General features: G+C 65.9%; 15 protein-coding genes. 10 read left to right on the plus strand and 5 right to left on the minus strand.

Annotation, left to right across the window (positions count from 1 at the left end; all coding sequences use genetic code 11):
• Positions 1–53: 53 nt before the first annotated feature.
• Genes ureC through ureG form a run of 9 tightly spaced genes read left to right on the plus strand, consistent with a single transcriptional unit; the run spans position 54 to position 6,797 of the window.
• Complete coding sequence (gene ureC, locus AC1ROK_RS14655) at positions 54–1,763, plus strand: urease subunit alpha (RefSeq protein WP_492848088.1); 1,710 nt, start codon at positions 54–56, stop codon at positions 1,761–1,763.
• Positions 1,764–1,817: 54 nt separating this feature from the next.
• Positions 1,818–2,666 carry an SDR family NAD(P)-dependent oxidoreductase gene (locus tag AC1ROK_RS14660; RefSeq protein ID WP_492848090.1) on the plus strand — a complete coding sequence of 283 codons (849 nt, stop codon included), beginning with the start codon at positions 1,818–1,820 and terminating at the stop codon, positions 2,664–2,666.
• A 60-nt stretch (positions 2,667–2,726) separates the two neighbouring features.
• On the plus strand, positions 2,727–3,428 hold the full coding sequence (locus tag AC1ROK_RS14665) for a hypothetical protein (protein WP_492848092.1): 702 nt from the start codon (positions 2,727–2,729) through the stop codon (positions 3,426–3,428).
• 53 nt (positions 3,429–3,481) lie between these two features.
• Complete coding sequence (locus AC1ROK_RS14670) at positions 3,482–3,823, plus strand: MliC family protein (RefSeq protein WP_492848094.1); 342 nt, start codon at positions 3,482–3,484, stop codon at positions 3,821–3,823.
• A gap of 7 nt (positions 3,824–3,830) precedes the next feature.
• Positions 3,831–4,418: a hypothetical protein gene (locus AC1ROK_RS14675; protein WP_492848096.1), complete on the plus strand. Its 588-nt coding sequence runs from the start codon at positions 3,831–3,833 to the stop codon at positions 4,416–4,418.
• Positions 4,419–4,472: 54 nt separating this feature from the next.
• Positions 4,473–4,946 carry an urease accessory protein UreE gene (locus AC1ROK_RS14680; protein ID WP_492848098.1) on the plus strand — a complete coding sequence of 158 codons (474 nt, stop codon included), beginning with the start codon at positions 4,473–4,475 and terminating at the stop codon, positions 4,944–4,946.
• Positions 4,943–5,743 (plus strand): urease accessory protein UreF, encoded by an 801-nt coding sequence (locus tag AC1ROK_RS14685; protein WP_492848100.1) that lies wholly within the window; start codon positions 4,943–4,945, stop codon positions 5,741–5,743. The genes AC1ROK_RS14680 and AC1ROK_RS14685 overlap by 4 nt, the downstream gene beginning before the upstream one ends.
• Positions 5,740–6,168 carry a DUF3995 domain-containing protein gene (locus tag AC1ROK_RS14690; protein WP_492848102.1) on the plus strand — a complete coding sequence of 143 codons (429 nt, stop codon included), beginning with the start codon at positions 5,740–5,742 and terminating at the stop codon, positions 6,166–6,168. The genes AC1ROK_RS14685 and AC1ROK_RS14690 overlap by 4 nt, the downstream gene beginning before the upstream one ends.
• A complete protein-coding gene (gene ureG / locus AC1ROK_RS14695) occupies positions 6,165–6,797 on the plus strand; it encodes an urease accessory protein UreG (protein ID WP_055880290.1) in 633 nt (210 codons plus the stop codon). Before AC1ROK_RS14690 ends, ureG begins: the two co-directional genes overlap by 4 nt.
• A 50-nt stretch (positions 6,798–6,847) precedes the next feature.
• Here the strand turns inward: ureG and AC1ROK_RS14700 are convergent, their stop codons facing one another.
• On the minus strand, positions 6,848–7,564 hold the full coding sequence (locus tag AC1ROK_RS14700; RefSeq protein ID WP_492848104.1) for a metallophosphoesterase: 717 nt from the start codon (positions 7,562–7,564) through the stop codon (positions 6,848–6,850).
• Between the two features lie 107 nt (positions 7,565–7,671).
• On the opposite strand from AC1ROK_RS14700, the gene AC1ROK_RS14705 reads away from it, so the two are divergent.
• Positions 7,672–8,142, plus strand: a complete 471-nt coding sequence (locus AC1ROK_RS14705; protein WP_492848106.1) for a GNAT family N-acetyltransferase — start codon at positions 7,672–7,674, stop codon at positions 8,140–8,142.
• 9 nt (positions 8,143–8,151) lie between these two features.
• Here the strand turns inward: AC1ROK_RS14705 and AC1ROK_RS14710 are convergent, their stop codons facing one another.
• From AC1ROK_RS14710 to glgA, 4 genes are all read right to left on the minus strand, one after another.
• Positions 8,152–9,462 carry a hemolysin family protein gene (locus AC1ROK_RS14710; RefSeq protein ID WP_492848108.1) on the minus strand — a complete coding sequence of 437 codons (1,311 nt, stop codon included), beginning with the start codon at positions 9,460–9,462 and terminating at the stop codon, positions 8,152–8,154.
• A 72-nt stretch (positions 9,463–9,534) separates the two neighbouring features.
• A complete protein-coding gene (gene glgX / locus AC1ROK_RS14715; RefSeq protein WP_492848110.1) occupies positions 9,535–11,688 on the minus strand; it encodes a glycogen debranching protein GlgX in 2,154 nt (717 codons plus the stop codon).
• Positions 11,689–11,701: 13 nt separating this feature from the next.
• Complete coding sequence (locus AC1ROK_RS14720) at positions 11,702–13,333, minus strand: alpha-D-glucose phosphate-specific phosphoglucomutase (protein ID WP_492848112.1); 1,632 nt, start codon at positions 13,331–13,333, stop codon at positions 11,702–11,704.
• Positions 13,314–14,774, minus strand: coding sequence for a glycogen synthase GlgA (gene glgA / locus AC1ROK_RS14725; protein WP_492848377.1), 1,461 nt, complete (start codon positions 14,772–14,774; stop codon positions 13,314–13,316). Before glgA ends, AC1ROK_RS14720 begins: the two co-directional genes overlap by 20 nt.
• Between the last annotated feature and the right edge of the window lie 12 nt (positions 14,775–14,786).

Below are 14,786 nucleotides of genomic sequence, written 5' to 3' on the forward strand. Positions count from 1 at the left end.
CCTAACTATTAGGCGGTTCAAATGCGTCCTCTGCTTCGCCTGGAAGGACCATCATGCCCGCTCGCATCTCCCGCTCGACCTACGCCCAGATGTATGGGCCGACCACCGGTGACCGGGTGCGGCTGGCCGATACGGAGCTGTTCATCGAGGTCGAAAAGGACCTCACCACCTATGGTGAAGAGGTGAAGTTCGGCGGCGGCAAGGTGATCCGCGACGGCATGGGCCAAAGCCAGATCACCCGCGCCGCCGGCGCCGTCGATACGGTGATCACCAATGCGCTGATCATCGACCACACCGGCATCTACAAGGCCGATATCGGCCTGCGTGACGGGCGGATCCACGCCATCGGCAAGGCTGGGAACCCCGACACCCAGCCCAATGTCGACATCATCATCGGGCCATCGACCGAGGTGATCGCCTCGGAAGGCCGCATCATCACTGCCGGCGGCATGGATGCGCATATCCATTTCATCGCCCCGCAGCAGATCGAAGAAGCCCTGATGTCGGGCATAACCACGATGATCGGCGGCGGCACCGGCCCGGCGCATGGCACGCTGGCCACCACCTGCACCGGCGCCTGGCACATCCACCGGATGATCGAGAGTTTTGACGCCTTCCCGATGAACCTTGGGCTTGCCGGCAAAGGCAACGCCTCGCTGCCGGCGCCGCTCGAGGAGATGATCCTCGCCGGCGCTTCGTCGCTGAAGCTGCATGAGGATTGGGGCACCACACCTGCGACGATCGACAACTGCCTCGCCGTCGCCGATGCCTACGACGTGCAGGTGATGATCCACACCGACACGCTGAACGAATCCGGCTTTGTCGAAGACACCGTGCGCGCCTTCAAGGGTCGCACCATCCACGCCTTCCACACCGAGGGCGCCGGCGGCGGCCATGCTCCCGATATCATCAAGGTGGCGAGCCTGCCCAACGTGCTCCCCTCCTCCACCAACCCGACGCGTCCCTACACGGTCAACACGCTGGCTGAGCATCTCGACATGCTGATGGTCTGCCACCATCTGAGCCCCGCCATTGCCGAGGACGTCGCCTTCGCCGAGAGCCGCATCCGCAAGGAGACCATCGCGGCGGAAGATATCCTCCACGATATCGGCGCCTTCTCGATGATCTCGTCCGACAGCCAGGCCATGGGCCGCGTCGGCGAAGTGATCATCCGCACCTGGCAGACCGCCGACAAGATGAAGCGCCAGCGCGGGCGGCTCCCCGAGGAGACCGGCGACAACGACAATTTCCGGGTCAAACGCTTCATCGCCAAATACACCATCAACCCGGCCATCGCGCAGGGCCTGAGCCGCCATATCGGCTCGGTGGAAGTGGGCAAGCGCGCCGACCTGGTGATGTGGACGCCGGCCTTCTTCGGCGTGAAGCCCGAAATGGTGATCATGGGTGGCTCAATCGCCGCCGCCCCGATGGGCGACCCGAACGCCTCGATCCCCACCCCGCAGCCGATGCACTACCGCCCGATGTTCGGCGCCTATGGCAAACTGAGAACCAACTCCTCGGTCACCTTCATCAGCCAGGCCGCCTACGACAACGGCCTGCAAAAGACACTCGGCGTCGCCAAGGGCATGCTGCCGGTCGAAAACACCCGGGGCGGCATCAGCAAAGCCTCGATGATCCACAATTCGGCCACTCCGCATATCGACGTCGACCCCGAAACCTATGAAGTGCGGGCAGATGGCGAACTGCTGACCTGCGAACCAGCCACCTTGCTGCCGATGGCACAGCGGTATTTTCTGTTCTAGCGCCGCCTACCATTGTTCATGCTACGTTCTCCTTGTTGAGTCGGGGAGAACAGCATGGGGGTCGATCTCACGGGCAAGGTCTGCCTCGTTACCGGGGCCAGCCGCGGGGTTGGACGCGGCGTGGCGCTGGGGCTGCTGGAGGCCGGGGCGACGGTGCACATCACCGGGCGCACAGTGCGGAACGGCGAACATCCTGACGGGCTCGACCGGGCTGGCTCGCTGGCCTCGGTGCTCGATGAATCCGGCAAGTACCCAGGCCGCTGCGTCGCCCACCGGGTCGACCATGCCTATGACGTCGAGACCGAGGCGGTGGTGCATCGCGTGTTGGCCGATGAGGGCCGGCTCGATATTCTCGTCAACTCCGCCTGGCCCGGCTACGAGCGCATGGTGGAGGATAACCGCTTCACCTGGGTCGATCCGATCTGGCAGCAGCCGATGTGGCGCTGGGACGCCATGATCGGCGTCGGGGTGCGCTCCTCCTGGTGCGCCATCCGGGTCGCCACCGAGGCGATGGCGCGGCAGCGCTCGGGCCTGATCGTCAACATCTCGTTCTGGGCGGCGCAGAAGTTCATGCAGAACGTCGTCTACGGCGTCTCCAAGGCTGCCATGGACAAGCTGGCAGCCGATGTCGCCCACCAGATGCGCGAGTTCGACGTCGCCGCCATCGCGCTCTATCCCGGCCTCGTTCGCACCGAGGAGGTGCTGAAGAACGCCCAGTATTTCGATATGTCGAACTCCGAAAGTCCGGAGTTCCAGGGCCGCGCCGTCGCTCACCTCGCCGCCGACCCAGCGCTGCTGCAGAAATCCGGGCGCGTCTTCACCAGCGCCGACCTCGCCCTCGAATATGGCTACGCCGATATCGATGGCTACCAGCCCCGCCCCAATACGCTGGAGACGGCCTAGGCTCCTGTCACACGGCTGAAATCTCGCCGTGATTGGTGGCCGATTTCCGCTGAGCCAATGATGTCCGAGTCTCCTCCTCGCCTGCCGCTGGCGATTGCCGCCTTTGCCCTCGCCCAGGCGGTGTGCTGGGGCATGACCTTCAACCTGCCGGCGATCACCGGCAGCGCCATGGCCGAGACGCTGGGCCTGCCCTACCCGGCGGTGATGGCCGGCCCGACGGTAATGCTGGTGGTGATGGCGGCTGCGGCGGTGCCCTTCCTTCGCCTGTTCGAGCGCTTCGGGGCGCGGCTGGTGATGACCTCGAGCACCGCCGTTGCGGCGCTTGGTCTGGCGACGATCGCCAGCGCGACCGCGCCATGGAGCTATTTCGCCGGCTGGATGCTGGTCGGGCTGCTCGCCGCCGCCGCGCTGCCGCTCAGCTTTGCCGTGCTGATCGTTGGAACAGGCGCGCCGGCGGCTATTGCCTTCGTCGCGGTCTATGGGCTTTCGAGCGGCGTCTTGGCCGTCGCCCGTTCGACCATGCCGCTCGATCTGTTCCCGCCTGCCGCTTACGCCCGCGCTTCCTCGATGCTGGCGCTGCCGCTCAACCTCAGCTTCGCCTGTGCGCCACCGCTGTTTGCCGCGATCCTCGCCGGCCCGGGCAGCGATGCGGCGCTGTGGGTAGCGGCCGGGCTGTCGCTCAGCGCGCTGCTGAGCCTCGCCCTGCTGGTGCTGCGGCATCGCCGGGCCTCGGCCCTTCCGGTCCCGGCGGAAGCCGACTGAAATCCGCCACAGCGAATCGGGTAGGCTCAGCCAGTTCCGAGGAGGACCAGACGATGGAAGCTCTAGCCACTGCCGCCATGATGCAGAACGTCGATGTCTCGGCCCAGGTGGTGCTGAACCTCGCCGGCGATTTCGAGCGCACCACCCACCAGTATCAGTGCGAGGGCCTTGAGCCCTTCGCGGTGGATTTCATCAACGCCAAGCCGAACTTCATCGCCATCGTGCCGGTGGGCCCGGAAAAGCTGGTGTTCGTCAACGTCATGGCCGCCTCGGGCGCCAAGTATGTCGCCGGCCAGTACGAGTTCTGGACCAAGGGCAGCGAGGCCACCCTCACCGACCTGATGGCCGATCCGCAAACCCCGGTCAGCTGCTCGGAAGTCAGCAACACCCCCTGAGGTCGCGATGGACACAGGCACCGCCCACGATGTGTTCGTCCATGTGCGAATCGTCATGGGTACGGTCATCGGCCTGGGCCTGACCCGCCTGCTGATGGGCGCGGCGGGCCTGATCCAGCACCCCAAGCGCGCCAGGCTGTCGCTCATCCACCTGCTCTGGGTGGTATCGATGAGCGTCGAGCTGATCCTGTTCTGGTGGTGGGAATACGACTTGGCGCGTCTGCCGAGCTGGAATTTCGGCATCTTCATCTTCCTGATCGGCTACGCGGTGACGCTGTTCGCGCTCGCCGCCCTGCTGTTCCCGGACAACCTCAGCGAATATGACGGCTACGAAGATTTCTTCATCAAACGCCGGCACTGGTTCTTCGGCATCTTCGGGCTGACCTTTCTGCTCGACCTGACCGACACGCTGATCAAGGGCGCGCCGTACTTCCAGGCGATGGACCTGCTCTACATCGCGCAGATCCCCTTCGGGTTGGTGCTCTCGGCCATCGCCATCTGGACGCCGAACCGGCGCTTTCACCTCGCCTTCGTGGTGACCCACCTGATTTATCAGGCCTGGTCGATCGGCTTCTACTTTGAAACCCGCGGCTGACCGGCTAAGCTGACCGCAAGGTTGGGAAGCCTCGAAGACTTGGTAGTTTTGACGATGCCGCAGACCTTTCGCGCGGTTGGCTATTTGCCGACAGGCGCAGCCGGTACCCCCTTCGATCTCGCCATTTTGCTGCATGACGAGCGCCGCGTGCGCCGCCGCATGCTGACCCTGGTGCACGGCGACAACGTGCTGGTCGATTTTCCCGAGCCCGTCACCCTCGCCGACCGCTCGATGCTCGAGCTTGATGATGGTCGCCTGATCGAAATCATCGCCGGCGAGGAGCCACTTTACGAGGTTCGCGGCCGCGACCGCATCCACCTGATGCGGCTCTGCTGGCACCTCGGCAACCGCCACCTCAAAACCCAGATCGAGGACGATCGGGTGCTGATCCTGCGCGACCACGTGATCGGCGACATGCTGCGCGGCCTTGGCGCCAGCGTCACCGACATCTCGGAGCCGTTCCATCCCGAGGAGGGCGCCTATGCGCACAGCCATGGCGAGCCGGCACACGCCTTGCTCAACCGATGACCGATCCCGCTGCACTGCAGAAACTCATCACCTGGCTCTCACCCGCCTTTCCGGTGGGGGCGTTTGCTTGGTCGGCCGGCCTTGAGACGGCGATTGCAGATCGTCGCGTAACCGATTCCGAACGCTTGCAGAACTGGATCGAAGGCGCGCTGGCTCATGGCGGTATTCGCACGGACGCGATCCTGCTGGCGCATGCATGGCGGGTGGTTCGGGAAACCGAGTCTGGGGCCTCCCCCCTCCCAACCTCCCCCACAAGGGGGGAGGTGCAGTTCGAGGCTCTGGCTGCTGCCGTGCCACAAGCACCGACAGACACCTCCCCCCTTGTGGGGGAGGTCGGGAGGGAGGAGGCCACACGTACCGAGCTCGCCGGCCTCGCCGACCTCAGTCTCGCGCTGACCGCCAGCCGCGAGCGCTGGCTGGAAGCCACCATCACCGGCGACAATTACGTGCTCGCCGCCAAACATTGGCCGGCCGGCATCCTCGCCCGCCTGTCACAGCCCTGCCCCTACCCCGTCGCCGTCGGCGCCATCGCCGCCGCGCACGATATCGAGCTCATCGACACCCTCCTCGCCTGGCTGACCGCCACCGTGCACAGCCAGATCTCGGTCGCCGTCCGTCTGGTGCCGCTCGGCCAATCGGACGGCCTCAGCGTCCTCGCGGCGCTCGAGCCGCGCGTCGCCGCGCTCGCGGCTTCCGCGGCTAAAGCGACGCTTGCCGACCTCGGCGCAATCGCCTACGCCGCCGATATCGCGCAGATGCGCCACGAGACGCTGGAACCGAGGATTTTCCGTTCATGAGCATGCTGATTGCCGCCCTGATCTTCGTCGTGCTGCTGGCGGTGGCAATTGCCCACTTCCTGTGGTCGATCGGCAGCCGCTGGCCGATCCGCGATCCGGAACTGCTGGCGCGCACTGTGATCGGCAAGCCCGGCGTTGTCAGGGTACCCAAGCTTGCCTCGTTCATCATCTCGCTACTGGTGCTCGCCGCCGGCGTGCTGGCGCTTTCGCTCGCCGATCATACCGCCGGCGGCTGGTGGCTGACGCTGATCGGCGTCCTGCTCGCCGCCGTGTTCCTCGGCCGCGGCGCCATCGGCTACACCGAGCGCTGGCGCGCCACCTTCTCGGTCGAGCCATTCGCCACGCTCGACCGCAAGAACTACTCGCCGCTCTGCCTGGCGCTCGGCGTCGGCTACCTCCTCCTCGTCATCATGAGGCTCATATGAAATCGCTCAACGGTCCCCTCCGCGTCGGCATCGGTGGCCCCGTCGGCTCCGGCAAGACCACGCTCTGCGAAATGCTGCTGAAAGCCATGCGTGACCGCTACTCGATGGCGGTGGTCACCAACGACATCTACACCAAGGAAGACGCGCTGATCCTCAACCGGGTGCAGGCGATTTCCGAGGACCGCATCGTCGGCGTCGAAACCGGTGGCTGCCCGCACACCGCTATCCGCGAGGACGCCTCGCTGAACCTCGCGGCCATCGCCGACCTCAACCGCAAATTCCCCGACCTCGACATCATCCTGATCGAGTCCGGCGGCGACAATCTCGCCGCGACCTTCTCGCCCGATCTGGCCGACATCACGCTCTACGTCATCTCGGTGGCGCAGGGCGAAAAGATCCCTCGCAAGGGCGGCCCGGCCATCACCCGCTCGGACCTCCTGATCGTCACCCACACTGATATCGCACAGTATGTGAACGCCAGCCTCGAGGTGATGGAGGCCGACACCATCAAGGTGCGCGAAGGCCGTCCTTACGTCTTCGCCGACCTGCTGCGCCGCGAGAACCTCGACGAGATCATCGGCTTCATCGAGCAACAGGGTGGGCTCGTCGCAGCACAGGCGGCCGAGTAACAACTCGAGCAGTCAATCGCCGATGGACTGCAGTTCAACGGTGCAGCGCTCTACCCACCGACCGAGATCACGTGGGTGACGAGGTTGTTGCCCTTGATGTGATGCACCAACAGGCCCGGCGGATCCGTCGCCGGCATCTTGCGGCCGTCTGCGGCGAGCCCGCCCATCGGCGCAACTGCCGGCGCGAGGGTCGCCGGCACCCCGGCAAAGCGGGTGAACATCGGCCGGTGCAGGTGCCCGCAGCTGATGCCGAGCACCCTGTCGCCGGCCGCCTCGATCACTGCGGCCAGCCCCTCCTTGTTGCGACAGTCGATGGTCTCGTACTGGTCCATGCCGCAATCGAATGGATGTTGGTGGAGAAAGATCAACGCCGGCGCACCGCCCGAATTGAGTTCTGCCGTGAGCCAGCCGAGCACCGGCGCAGCGTCGCCATGCACAGCGCCGGGAACGATCACATCGAGCCCGATCAGCCGCACCTCGCCGACCTCGACCACCCGGCTTAGGTGCCCCTCGCCCGGCCCGCCGAACACTTCGCGCATTGCCTCGCGGCTGTCGACATTGCCCGGCACCACCAGCATCGGCGCGCCGAGCGCCTCGAGACGCGTCTTCAGCACGGCGTAGTTGTCGGCGTGCAAGTTGTTGGCGAGGTCGCCGCTGACTGCCACGGCATCCGGCCGTAGCTCGGTGACCCACTGCAACACCCGGTCGAGGCGCTGCAGCGAGGAGACGCCGTCGAGGTGGATGTCACTGAGTTGGGCGATCAACATAGGGTGGCGCTCGCTTTGGCGGTGGGGGACTGAGCTTGACGTGCGGCCGTTGCCAAGACAAGCAAGTGCCCGAACCAACTGGTAATTACGACGGACGGAGTGTCATTTTGGCGAGCTTGGCGACCCCGGATTTCGTCGCGCTGCGGCGCGACCTCACCGCAACGATCCCTGCTCCGGCCTGGCCCGATGGCGCAGGCCTTGCCGCCTTCGACGTCGCCGACGTCAAGGCCATCCACGCCCTGCTGCAGCGCGCCTATGCGAACGGCTTCGGCAGCGTCGCGCCGGACTGGCTGAACTGGTGGGAAGCGTTGCGCGCCGACAGCGAGTTCGATCCGGCGCTGTGCTTTGTCGCCAAGGCCGGCGATGCCATCGTCGGCTTCTGCCTCTGCTGGACCTCGAGCTTCGTCAAGGACCTGGTGGTGGCGCCGGAGTGGCAGGGGCGCGGGCTGGGCGCGGCGCTGCTGGCGACGGCAATGACGGCGCTACGGGAGCGCGGGGCGAGCCTCGTGCAACTGAAGGTGGTGACGGCCAACGCAGGAGCACGGCGACTCTACGAACGTCTGGGTTTCGTCGCCTGAGCCAACCCTCTAGGACGCCCGAGGGGCCGACTTCGAGCTGATCCTGGTCACCAGCAGCTGGTTGAGGCGCAGCTTGTCGGCATCGACCACCTCGAACAGGTAACCGCCGGCTTCCACCTTGTCGCCCTTGCGGGCGGCGCGGCGGAGGTTGTGGACGATGAAGCCGCCGATGGTCTCGTAGGCGCCGTCATGCGGAAAGCTCTTCATGTTGAGGGCACGCACCACGTCCACCACTGGGGCGACACCGTCGACCAGCCAACTGCCGTCGTCGCGGCGCATGATCGCCTCTTCCTCGAACGGATTGGCCAGCCCCTGCATCAGCGCGCTCATCAGATCCTTGAAGGTGACGACGCCGACGACGTGCGCATATTCGCTGACCACCACGGCGAACCCGGTGCCCTTGGCCTGGAATTCGGCCAGCACCTCCCAGACGTTGAGCGTGTCCGGCACCGACAGCACATCGCGCCGCGCCTTGGCGAAATCCACCGGCGCGTCGCGGTCCATCACTGTCGCCAGCACGTCCTCGGCCCGCACGCAGCCGATCACCTCGTCGATGCCGCCGTCACAGATCGGATAATGCGAGAACGGCCGGCGGCGAACCTTCTCCTGCTGCACCTCCAGCGGATCGCTGAGGTCGAGATAGACGATCTCGTCGCGCACCGTCATCACCGAGGTGACGCTGCGCAGTTCCAGCCCGAGCACATTCTCGATCAACCGGCGCTCCTTCTTCATCAAGGCGCCGGATTTCTCGCCGCCGGCGAGGATCATACGGAAATCCTCGGTGGTCACCTCGTCGGCAGGGCCCGAGGGAGCCAGGTGCAGCCGGGCGATCAGCCAGTTGGAGATGCCGCTGAACAGCCAGACCAGCGGTCGCAGTACAGCGACTGCTCCCTCAGGGAACCACACCAGCGCCAGCGCCACCCGCTCGGGGATCAGCATGCCAATGCGCTTGGGGATCAGGTCGGCGAACAGGATAAACAGCGTGGTGGTGAGGCAGAAGGCGAGGATCGAGCCGACAGGTCCGGCAAAGCTCCCCGCCCCGGCGCCCGCCAGGGCATCGGCGAACATCGGCCCGACCAGCCCGTCGCCGATCACGCCGGCAAGAATCGAGATCGAGTTGATGGCGATCTGGAACGCCGTGATGATGTTGCCTGCATCAGCGCGCAACGCTGTGAAGCGGATGGCCCGGCCGTCACCGCCCTCGGCCAGCGCCCGGATCCGTACCTCGCGCGCCGCGGCAAACGCGATCTCCGACATCGAGATGATGGAACTGGCGCCCACCAGCAGCGCCAGCAGGATGAGCCCGAGCAACGGTGACATGCGGAACCTCGTGCAACATGCTGGAACGACCCATCAATGTCACATCAGCGGCCCGCGGCCAAACCGCCACCGCTACTCTTTCGGCGTTTCCTCGGGCGGCTCGTCGTCCGGCAACTCCTGCGGCGGCACACCCGGCACGTTGTCGGGCTGCGGGGCCGGTTGCGGCGTTTCCGGCTGGACCGGAATCTCCTGCGGCGGCGGCGGCACTTCCGGTTTGCTCGGCGGAATCTGGCCCTTGAGCAGCACCACGACCGAGCGCGGCGGCAGCGTTGCCGCGTGGTCGGCGAGCGGCAGCACGGCCTGATCGTCGGAGACGAGGCCAACTGTCCAGTAGCCCTCGGGCAGGCGCGCCAGCACCGGGTCGATCCGGCGGTTGAACCACACGATCAGGTCCTCCTCGGCGGTCTGCAGCCGCATCCCCAGCACCGATGCGCCGGCATCGTTCCAGTCGCCCTCGTTCATCTCGCGCCCATCCGGATGGAGCCACGCGACATCGCGCACGCCATGCTTGGTTTGTCCGGTGAGGAAATGATCGTGGGTCAGCGCCGGATGCATGCGGCGGAATTCGCTCAGCGCCGAAACGAAATCCACCAGCGTGCCGTCGGCGCTCTCCCAGTCGACCCAGGTGATCTCGTTGTCCTGCGCATAGGCATTGTTGTTGCCCCTTTGGGTGCGGCCGAACTCGTCGCCCTGCTGGATCAGCGGCAGGCCGCGGCTCAGGAACAGCGTCGCCAGCAGCGCGCGCACGTCGCGGCGGCGCGCGGCGTTGATCTTCTCGTCGTCGGTGGGGCCTTCGTGCCCGCAGTTCCATGAATGGTTGTTGTTGTGCCCGTCGCGGTTGCCTTCGCCATTCGCCTCATTGTGCTTGTCGAGATAGGAGACGAGATCGGCCAGCGTGAAGCCGTCATGCACCGCCAGCATGTTGACGCCGGCGCTGGGCTTGCGGCCGGCGAAATCGAAGATCTCGGCCGAACCGGCAACCTTGCCGGCGAGCGCCCCGATCTTGCCCTGGTCGCCGCGCCAGAACGAGCGGACATCGTCGCGATAGCTGTCGTTCCACTCACGGAATTCCTTGCCGAACTGCCCGAGCTGGTAGCCGCCCGGACCCGGGTCCCACGGTTCGGCCACGAGGATCGACTTGCTGAGCACCGGATCGGCCTTGATCAGTTGCAGCATCCGGGCGTTCGGGTTGAACCCCGGCTCGCGCCCGAGGATCGGCGCGAGGTCGAAGCGGAAACCGGAAACGCCCATCTCCTCCACCCAGTAGCGGAGGCTCTCGATCACCAGCCGCTGTGTCGCCGGATGGTCGGCGCGCAGCGTGTTGCCGGTGCCGGCATCGTTCACCAGCACCTTCTTCCCACCGGCGTCGACGAACCGGTAATAGGTCATGGCGTCGAGCCCCATCAGGCTCAGCATCGGCCCGTTGGCGTCGCCCTCGCCGGTGTGGTTGTAGACCACGTCGAGGATCACCGAGATGCCCGCCTTGCGGTACACATCGGTCATGTTGCGCAGCTCCTGCGGGCCGCGCGGCGCCAGCCGCGGATCGACCGCGAAATAGCTGACCGGGTTATAGCCCCAGGCATTGGTGAGCCCCATCGCCGGCAGGTGGCCATCGTCGATGAAGGCCGCGATCGGCATCAGCTCGACCGTGTCGACCCCGAGATAGCGCAGGTGGTCCACCACCCGCTTGGTGGTGAGACCGGCAATCGTGCCGCGCAACGGTCCCTGCACCGAGGGGTGGCGCATGGTGTAGCCGCGCACGTTGAGCTCGTAGAACAGCCCTGGCGCTTTGCGACGCGGCGCCGCATTCTTGTTGTCGGCGGCCAGCACGATCGCCTTGGGGATCAGCGGCGCCGTATCCACCGCCTCGTCGCGATTGAGGCGGAGCCGCGGCGACCGCACAAAGGGGCGGTCGAGGCGTCGGGCGTAGGGATCGACCAGCAGCTTGTTGGGATCGAAGAAATAGCCTTGGTCTGGATCGTAGCGACCATCGGCGCGCAGCCCGTATTTGGCCCCTGCCCCGATATTGCCGATCAGCCCGAACCAGATGTGGTCCTCGTGCCCGTCGAGTGCGATGCGCGCCGTTTCCTGGTCGAGTTCGTCGTAGATCGACACCCAGATCACCGTCGCCGTCTCTGAATAGACGGCGAAGTTCACGCCCTCGGCGGTGATGGTCGCGCCAAGTCTCTCCGGGCTGCCAGCGCCCGGCACCAATACTGGTTTCACTGCTACCGGGCCTTCAAGTGATAACGCTGGGCGTGTCACGGCCGGTGCGAGCCTTGATGCCAGCAACGCTGTCGGCGATGGAGATGAGGGGCGAAAGGGCGGACTGGGTGTCGAGATCGTGCTGTCCATGCGGGGGCTCATACCGTTCAAGGTACAAGCGCAACGTGGCGCCGACCGTCCCGGTTCCACTGAGCCGGACGACGATCCGGCTGCCGTCGGCAAAGCCGATCCGCACGCCCTGCTTGCCGCTGGTCGAACCATCCACCGGGTCATGGTAGGTGAAGTCGTCGGCATAGGTCACCGGACGTCCCTCGAGCGACTGTCCGACCAGACCTGGGAGCTTGGCCCTGAGGTCGTCCATCAGCGCATTGGCCGGCGCCGCCTCCACCTCTTCGTAGTCGTGCCGGGTGTAATAGTTGCGGCCATAGGTGGCCCAGTGATCCTGCACGATCATGTCGACGCTCTGCTGCCGCGCCGCCAGCACGTTGAGCCAGAGCAGCACGGCCCACAGTCCATCCTTCTCACGCACGTGGTTCGAGCCCGTACCGGCCGATTCCTCGCCACAGATGGTGACCCGGCCGGCATCGAGCAGGTTGCCGAAGAACTTCCAGCCGGTCGGCGTTTCGTGCATCTCGATGCCGAGCTTCTCGGCGACGCGATCGGCCGCTGCGCTGGTCGGCATCGAACGGGCGATGCCGGCGATCCCGGCGGCATAGCCCGGCGCATGCGGCGCATTGGCGGCGAGGATGGCGAGCGAATCCGACGGCGTGACGAAGCGGTTGCGGCCGATGATCAGGTTGCGGTCGCCATCGCCATCCGAGGCCGCGCCGAAGTCCGGCGCCTTGTCGCTCATCATCAGGTCGTAGAGTTCCCTCGCGTAGACCAGGTTCGGGTCGGGGTGCCCGCCACCGAAATCCGGCGACGGCGTGCCGTTCACCACGGTGCCGGCGGGCGCGCCGAGGATGCCCTCGAGGATCTTGTGCGCATAGGGCCCGGTGACCGCGTGCATGGCGTCGAACCGCATGGTGAAGCCCGCCGCGAACATGGCGCGGATCTTGTCGAAATCGAACAGCGTCTCCATCAGCGCCGCATAGTCGGCCACCGGATCGATCACCTCGACCACCATGCCGGCGGAATGCTGCGTGCCGATACGCGAGAGGTCGACATCCGGCGCATCGACGATCAGGTAACGATCGATCTCCTTGGAGCGCGCGAACACCGCGTCGGTGATCTTCTCGGGTGCCGGCCCACCGTTCGACACGTTGTACTTGATGCCGAAATCGCCGTCCGGACCGCCCGGATTGTGGCTGGCCGACAGGATCAGCCCGCCAAATGCCCTATGGTGACGGATGACATGGCTGGCGGCCGGCGTCGACAAAATCCCGCCCTGCCCCACCAGCACCGCCCCGAACCCGTTGGCCGAGGCGATCCTGATGATCTTCTGGATCGCGACGTCGTTGTAGAAGCGGCCGTCGCCGCCCAGCACCAGCGTCTTGCCCTTGATCCCTTCGAGGCTGTCGAAGATCGACTGCACGAAGTTCTCGACATAGTTGGGCTGGCTGAAGACGGTTACCCGCTTGCGGAGCCCGGAAGTGCCGGGTTTCTGGTCCGCGAACGGCTTCGTCTCAATCGTCAGAATCGTCATCGAGTTTGTGCCCCAGGAGTGACGCGTAAAGGTCGGCGTATTTTTCGGCGCTGAGTTCCCAGGAGACGTCCGACTTCATCCCCCGGCGCTGCATCTTGTGCCACACCTTCGGCCGCGCGTAGAGCGCGATGGTCCGGCGGATGGCTTCGCCAAGCGCCTCCTCGGTGGCCGGTGAGAATACTACCCCGGTCGCGACCCCGGCCTCAACCGCTGCCTCGTTGGCATCGATCACCGTGTCGGCGAGCCCGCCCACCCGGCTCACCACCGGGATACAGCCATAGCGCAGGCCATAGAGCTGGGTCAGCCCGCAGGGCTCGAACCGTGACGGAATGAGGATGGCGTCGGCGCCGCCCTGAATCAGGTGGCTGAGCTTTTCGTCATAGCCGATCACTACCCCGACCTTGCCGGGGTGCCGGAGCGCCGCACCGGCAAGGCCGTTCTCGATCTCCGCATCACCCGAGCCGAGGACGATCAGCCGCCCGCCATGCGCGACGAGGCGGTCGATCTCGCCCGGCAGCATGTCGAGGCCCTTCTGCCAGGTCAGGCGGCTGACCACCGAGAAGATCGGCCCTTCGCCCACCTCGAGCCCGAACCGCTCCTCCAGCGCCCGCTTGTTGGCGGCCCGTTCGAAGATGTTGCTCGGGTTGTAGACCTGCGCCAGCGCCTCGTCGGTGCCGGGGTTCCACTCATTGGCGTCGATGCCGTTGAGGATGCCGCTGACCGTATCGGCCCGGTTCTGCAGCAGCCCCTCGAGGCCCATGCCGTAGGCTGCTGTCCGTATCTCGTGCGCGTAGGTGGGGCTCACCGTGGTCACGGCATCGGCCACCTGCAACCCGGCCTTGAGGTAGCCGATATTGCCGAAATACTCGATCGCCCCGCTATTGGCGGCCTGGAAGTCGAGCCTCAGCCCGTTGAACACCTCCCAGCCGAACACCCCCTGGAAGGCGATGTTGTGGACGGTCATCACCGTCTTCACCTGGGTCGGCGCGTTGAATGCCACATAGGCCGGCGCCAGCCCCGACTGCCAGTCGTGGCAGTGGAGAATGTCCGGCTTGTAGCCCTCGATGGCGCCACGCGACAACTCGTAGGCGACAAAGCTCAGCGCCGCGAAGCGCTGCCAGTTGTCCGGCCAGTCCTTGCCGTCGGGGCCGACATAGGGGTTGCCCGGCCGGTCGTAGAGATGCGGGGCATCGATGGCGATCACATCGAGACCGTTCGCCCGCCCAGCCACCAGCCGTGCCGTGCCGCCGAAGAAATCGTCGAGCCACAGCACCTGGCGTCCATCCGCCAGCCCGGTCATCACCTTGGGATAGCCCGGCAGCAGCACGCGCATCGATACGCCATGCGGCGCCAATGCCGCCGGCAGCGCGCCAACGACATCCGCCAGGCCTCCCGTCTTGATCAACGGGTAGGCCTCCGAGGCGACGGAGAGGACTTCGATCATCTGCTCCGC

The sequence above is a fragment of the Devosia sp. GW821-FHT12F11 genome (assembly GCF_058806655.1).

Coding starts and splice junctions, on each gene's coding strand:
- ureC (WP_492848088.1), top strand. CDS start 54: ATGCCCGCTCGCATCTCCCGCTCGACCTACGCCCAGATGTATGGGCCG.
- AC1ROK_RS14660 (WP_492848090.1), top strand. CDS start 1,818: ATGGGGGTCGATCTCACGGGCAAGGTCTGCCTCGTTACCGGGGCCAGC.
- AC1ROK_RS14665 (WP_492848092.1), top strand. CDS start 2,727: ATGTCCGAGTCTCCTCCTCGCCTGCCGCTGGCGATTGCCGCCTTTGCC.
- AC1ROK_RS14670 (WP_492848094.1), top strand. CDS start 3,482: ATGGAAGCTCTAGCCACTGCCGCCATGATGCAGAACGTCGATGTCTCG.
- AC1ROK_RS14675 (WP_492848096.1), top strand. CDS start 3,831: ATGGACACAGGCACCGCCCACGATGTGTTCGTCCATGTGCGAATCGTC.
- AC1ROK_RS14680 (WP_492848098.1), top strand. CDS start 4,473: ATGCCGCAGACCTTTCGCGCGGTTGGCTATTTGCCGACAGGCGCAGCC.
- AC1ROK_RS14685 (WP_492848100.1), top strand. CDS start 4,943: ATGACCGATCCCGCTGCACTGCAGAAACTCATCACCTGGCTCTCACCC.
- AC1ROK_RS14690 (WP_492848102.1), top strand. CDS start 5,740: ATGAGCATGCTGATTGCCGCCCTGATCTTCGTCGTGCTGCTGGCGGTG.
- ureG (WP_055880290.1), top strand. CDS start 6,165: ATGAAATCGCTCAACGGTCCCCTCCGCGTCGGCATCGGTGGCCCCGTC.
- AC1ROK_RS14700 (WP_492848104.1), bottom strand. CDS start 7,564: ATGTTGATCGCCCAACTCAGTGACATCCACCTCGACGGCGTCTCCTCG.
- AC1ROK_RS14710 (WP_492848108.1), bottom strand. CDS start 9,462: ATGTCACCGTTGCTCGGGCTCATCCTGCTGGCGCTGCTGGTGGGCGCC.
- AC1ROK_RS14720 (WP_492848112.1), bottom strand. CDS start 13,333: ATGACGATTCTGACGATTGAGACGAAGCCGTTCGCGGACCAGAAACCC.